General features: G+C 74.8%; 5 protein-coding genes. 1 reads left to right on the forward strand and 4 read right to left on the reverse strand.

Going from position 1 to position 4535, the window contains the following annotated elements:
* Positions 1–182 precede the first annotated feature (182 nt).
* From rsgA to DQW06_RS27850, 4 genes are all read right to left on the reverse strand, one after another.
* A complete protein-coding gene (gene rsgA, locus DQW06_RS27840) occupies positions 183–1277 on the reverse strand; it encodes a ribosome small subunit-dependent GTPase A (RefSeq protein WP_013152855.1) in 1095 nt (364 codons plus the stop codon).
* Positions 1278–1442: 165 nt separating this feature from the next.
* Entirely contained in the window at positions 1443–1691 is a 249-nt protein-coding gene (locus tag DQW06_RS29060; protein WP_013152856.1) for a hypothetical protein, read from the reverse strand.
* Positions 1692–1793: 102 nt separating this feature from the next.
* The gene (locus DQW06_RS27845) at positions 1794–3260 is read right to left on the reverse strand and encodes a cell wall metabolism sensor histidine kinase WalK (RefSeq protein ID WP_013152857.1); all 1467 of its coding nucleotides are present in this window, start codon (positions 3258–3260) and stop codon (positions 1794–1796) included.
* Positions 3257–3982 carry a response regulator transcription factor gene (locus DQW06_RS27850; RefSeq protein ID WP_071621992.1) on the reverse strand — a complete coding sequence of 242 codons (726 nt, stop codon included), beginning with the start codon at positions 3980–3982 and terminating at the stop codon, positions 3257–3259. The genes DQW06_RS27845 and DQW06_RS27850 overlap by 4 nt, the downstream gene beginning before the upstream one ends.
* Before the next feature lie 308 nt (positions 3983–4290).
* On the opposite strand from DQW06_RS27850, the gene DQW06_RS27855 reads away from it, so the two are divergent.
* A partial coding sequence (locus tag DQW06_RS27855; RefSeq protein ID WP_198662574.1) for an anhydro-N-acetylmuramic acid kinase occupies positions 4291–4535 on the forward strand: 245 nt, incomplete at its 3' end.

Consider the following 4535-nt stretch of genomic DNA (forward strand, 5'->3'; position numbering starts at 1 on the left):
GAACCACCGGTAGGTGGTTCCGGATTCTCCTGCCTTCAGGCAGGAGAGGAAGTCAAGGTTCCGTTCTCGGTGTCGTCGTGGGGGCGGAGCAGGCGGGCGGGCCGCCTCGGCAGCGGGACTGCCCGGGAACGCCTGTGTCACCGGGTCGTCGTCGGTGCCCCGGCGGGTGCCGTCGGTGTCCCTCACCGCTGGCGATCCCGGAACCGGTAGGTGGCGCGCAGGTGCCGGGTGATGTCCTTCCTGGCGGCCTCGCGGTCGGCGCGCAGCCTCGCGTCGGTGCGGGAGGCGGCGTAGGCGTTCTCCCGGAGCAGCTGGTGGTAGCTGTCCAACCTGCGGCGGGGGATCTCTCCCCCCTCGACGGCGGCCAGCACCGCGCAGCCCGGTTCGCTCGTGTGGGAGCAGTCGGTGAACCGGCACTCCTGTGCGAGGTGCTCGATCTCGGCGAAGGTCTGTTCCAGGCCGCCCCGGGAGTCGTGCAGGCCGATCGCCCGCAGGCCGGGGGTGTCCAGCAGCACGCCTCCGCCGGGCAGCGGGAGCAGCTCCCGCCGGGAAGTGGTGTGCCGTCCCCTGCCGTCCGCCTCCCGGACGGCGCCGGTGGCCAGCAGGTCCTGGCCCAGCAGCCGGTTGCCCAGGGTGGACTTGCCCGCCCCGGAGGGGCCGAGCAGCACGACGGTGCCGTTGAGGGCGGCGGCCAGGACGTCCAGGCCCTGCCCCGTCTCGGCACTGGTGACCAGCACGTCCACACCGGCGGCCACCTGTGACACCTGTTCCTGCGCCGAGGGCAGGTCCGCGCACGCGTCGGCCTTGGTCAGGACCACGACCGGCTGGGCGCCGCTCTCCCACGCCAGGGCGAGCATGCGTTCGGTGCGGCCGTGCTTGAGCGGTGCGGCCAGGGAGACCGTCACCACGACGGTGTCGACGTTGGCGGCCAGGAGCTGGCCGTGCGAGGTCCGTGAGGCCGAGGCGCGCACCAGGGTGGTGCGTCGCTCCAGGACCTCGTGCAGGAGCGGTGCGGCGCCGGTGAGGGGGCGCAGCGCCGCCCAGTCGCCGGTGCACGGCGCCGTCAGCGGATCGCTCCGGTCCGCGGCGCCGGGGACGTCCGCGCGGACGGTTCCGGTGTCGGTGACAACTTCGCACGAGCCGCGGTCCGCCCGGACGACGCGGGCCGGGATCAGCCCGTCGGCGCGACGGGGGGTGAAGGCGCGTTCGCGCGCCCGGTCCCAGCCGTAGTCCGTCAGGGAGTACGGCTGAGCATGACGCGAAAGGGATTGAGACAACGTAGAGACCCTAGAAAAGGGGCCCCGATGAGCACGGAGCACTGCCTCCTGTGAGCCGTCAGGGCTCGGACAGGGGGGTCAGCGTCAGGTCAGACCGGGGCCCGGGACGTGAGGATGGTCCGACGGGCGCCGCGCAGGGCAGCGGCCTTCACCGCAGACATCAACTCACCTCCCACTTCTGGTCCCGCAGCCGACCGGGTTGTCTCTGCGCCGACGATGGTAGCACGGAGGCGGGAAGCCCTCGGCCCCGTCGACGAGGCGGTGGGGTTCGGGCGCTTCGGTCAGACCGGTGAGCATGCCGGTCAGCGGCCCGCCGATCCCCTCCCGGACGGCCATGCGCCGTCCGGCGGGCCGGTCGGCCCGGGTCCGGGGCAGCGGCAGGAGACGGCGGGGAAGCCCGACGCCCGTGCGCACGACGGGGCCGCCCTCGTTCCACGCGGTCAGCTCGAACGGGCGGGAGGTGTCGATGACGAGACCATCCCGTCGGCCGGGCCTTGGACGAGCGGTGCCACGGGGTCAGCCCAGCGGCAGCACCACGGTGAAGACGCAGCCCCCTCCCGGCGGCGACTCGACGGTGACGTAGCCGTCGTGGGCGGCCACGAAGGCCGCGCTGATGGCCAGGCCCAGCCCCGCCCCGGCCCGCTCGCGGGGCCCGTCCGCCCGGTAGAACCGGTCGAACACCCGGGGCAGCTCCCCGGCGGGGATGCCGGGCCCCTCGTCGCGTACCGCTATGACCGCCACCTCCGCCACCCCCGGCGGTAGCGCGCCCGCGCGGGCCGGTCCCGGAGGCGGCGGATCCTGGGTCCGGCTCACCGACACCCGCACCGGCGTGCCCTCGGGCGTGTGGGTCAGGGCGTTGCCGACGAGGTTCTCCAGCACCTGGCGGATCCGGTCGCCGTCGCCCACCGCCCGCACGGGTCCCTCGGCCTCCAGCGCCACGGGCGTGCGCGGGGCCCGGGCCCGGGCGCTGAGCACCACCCGCTCCGCGATGGCGACCAGTTCCATGTCGGAGTGCTCCAGCCGCGGCGCCTCGTCCAGGCGTGAGAGCGTCAGCAGGTCGTCCACCATGCCCCCCATCCGCCCGGCCTCGTCCTCGATCCGCGACATCCACCGGTCCGCCCGGGCGTCCTCGGCGACCAGCCCCCGACCCCTGCCCTGCCGGTACAGCTCGGCGAACCCCCGGATCGAGGACAGCGGCGTGCGCAGCTCGTGGGAGGCGTCCGCGACGAAGCGCCGCGTCGTCTCGACCGCGCGGTCCCGCTCGCCCAGGGCCCGGGTCAGCTCACCGAGCATCGTGTTGAGGGAGGCGCCCAGCCGACCCGTCTCGGTGGCCGGGTCCTGGGGCGGGATCCGCCGGTCCAGGTCGCCCCCGGCGATGGCCCGCGCCGTGGACTCGATCTCCCGCAGCGGCCGCAGCTGGAACCGCACGATCGCCGCGGTACCGAACCCCACGGCCGCCAGCACCACCAGCCCCGTCACGGCCTCGATGAGCACGAGCCGGTCGAGCGTGCCCTCGATCCCGTCCAGGGACTGGGCGGTCATGAAGACGCCGCCGTCATCCCGGGCCGTGGTCAGCACCCGCCAGTCGCCCTCGCCCCCGGTTCCGGGCAGCGTGAACGGCTCCCCGGACCGCGCCCGCAACTCCTCGGCCGGTACCGCCGACACGTCCGGCAGGCCGTCGTCGGAGCCGGTCTGCCCCACGCTGTCCACCACGTCGCCGTCGGCGCCGATCACCAGCGTGCGCAGGTCGGTGGGCAGCGGAGGCGGCTGCGCCCCGACGGGCGGCTCCACCCGCTCGGCCGCGTGCCGGGGCGCGGGCAGGGTCCGCAGCCGGTGGTCGACCTCCTCGGTCAGCGAACGCTGGAGCAGCAGGGTGGCGACCGCGCCGAAGGCGACCAGGCACACGGCGGTCAGGCACAGCACCGCCAGGGGGATCCGGCCGCCCAGGCCCCGTGGCCGGTGGAGCCCACGGCGGCCGCTCACCCGTTCCCCCCGGCCGCCAGGCGCAGGCTGTAGCCCACGCCCCGCACGGTGTGGATCAGGGCGGGGCGGCCCGCGTCGACCTTGCGGCGCAGGTAGCTGACGTAGGTCTCCACGACGCGGATGTCGTCGCTCTCCCCGCCCCACACCCGGTCCAGGATCTGCGCCTTGCTGACGACCTTGCCCGCGTTGAGCAGGAGGTAGCGCAGGAGCGCGAACTCGGTGGGCGAGAGCCGCACAGGCGCGCCCGCGCGGCGCACCTGGTGCCCCTCCTCGTCCAGTTCCAGGTCGGCGTAGCGCAGGGGCTCGGCGCCCTCGGAACCGCGGCGGCCCGATCTGCGCAGGATCGCGTTCAGCCGCAGCACGACCTCCTCCAGGCTGAAGGGCTTGGTGACGTAGTCGTCGGCGCCGGCCCGCAGGCCCGCCACCCGGTCCTGGACCGTGTCGCGCGCGGTCAGGAACAGCACCGGCAGGCCTGGCACGACCCCGCGCAGGTCACCGGCCAGGTCCAGGCCGCTGCGGCCGGGCAGGGTCACGTCCAGGACGGCGATGTCGGGGGTGAACCCGTCCAGCGCGGCCAGGGCGGCCTCCGCGTCGGGCGCGCCGCGCGTGGCGAAGCCGCTCAGCTCCAGGGAGGCGGTGAGCAGTTCGAGGATGTTGGGCTCGTCCTCGACGATGAGGGCCCGGGCCGACGGAGCGGCGGTGCCGGAGGGCGCGTGGGGCATGCGGGAGTCCTGAAGGTTCGTGGTGCGTACGAACACGAAAGGTTACGGGCCGCGGGCAAGAGTTCGGTGAGAACCCTCCGGCATCAGGGGACACCGCCGTGTCGGTCTCCGGGAACGGTTGACGCACGGCGACGCGCGGTATACCGCTGGTAGGCGTTCGGGACCGGGAGGGTTGGTCGTATGGGTGGTGTCCACGGGTTTTCCGCAGGTCGGGTCCGCGCAACCCGGCCGGGGGATGCGCCTGAGTCCACGGCCGGACCCGCGCCGCACGCACTCACCCGGACCCGCCGACCCCGGGCGGGCGCCGCGTGATCGTCGTCGGCCTGTCCTCGGGGACCTCGGCCGACGGCATCGACGTCGCCGCCGCCCGCTTCGCCCTGGACGGGGACCTCGTCCTCCTGACCCCGCTGGGGCACCGCACCGAGCCCTACCCGGGCGACCTGCGGGAGGAGATCCGCGCCGCGCTCCCCCCGGCCCGCACGACCATGGAGGCCGTCTGCCGGCTCGACACCCGCATCGGCCGGGCGTTCGCCGACGCGGCGCTGCGCGCGGT

The organism is Nocardiopsis sp. TNDT3, from assembly GCF_003427465.1.
GTDB classification, from domain to species: domain Bacteria; phylum Actinomycetota; class Actinomycetes; order Streptosporangiales; family Streptosporangiaceae; genus Nocardiopsis; species Nocardiopsis dassonvillei.

What these genes read in the sequence shown, in the direction of transcription:
- DQW06_RS27850 (WP_071621992.1), bottom strand. Translation starts at nt 3,982, where the DNA reads ATGCCCCACGCGCCCTCCGGCACCGCCGCTCCGTCGGCCCGGGCCCTC.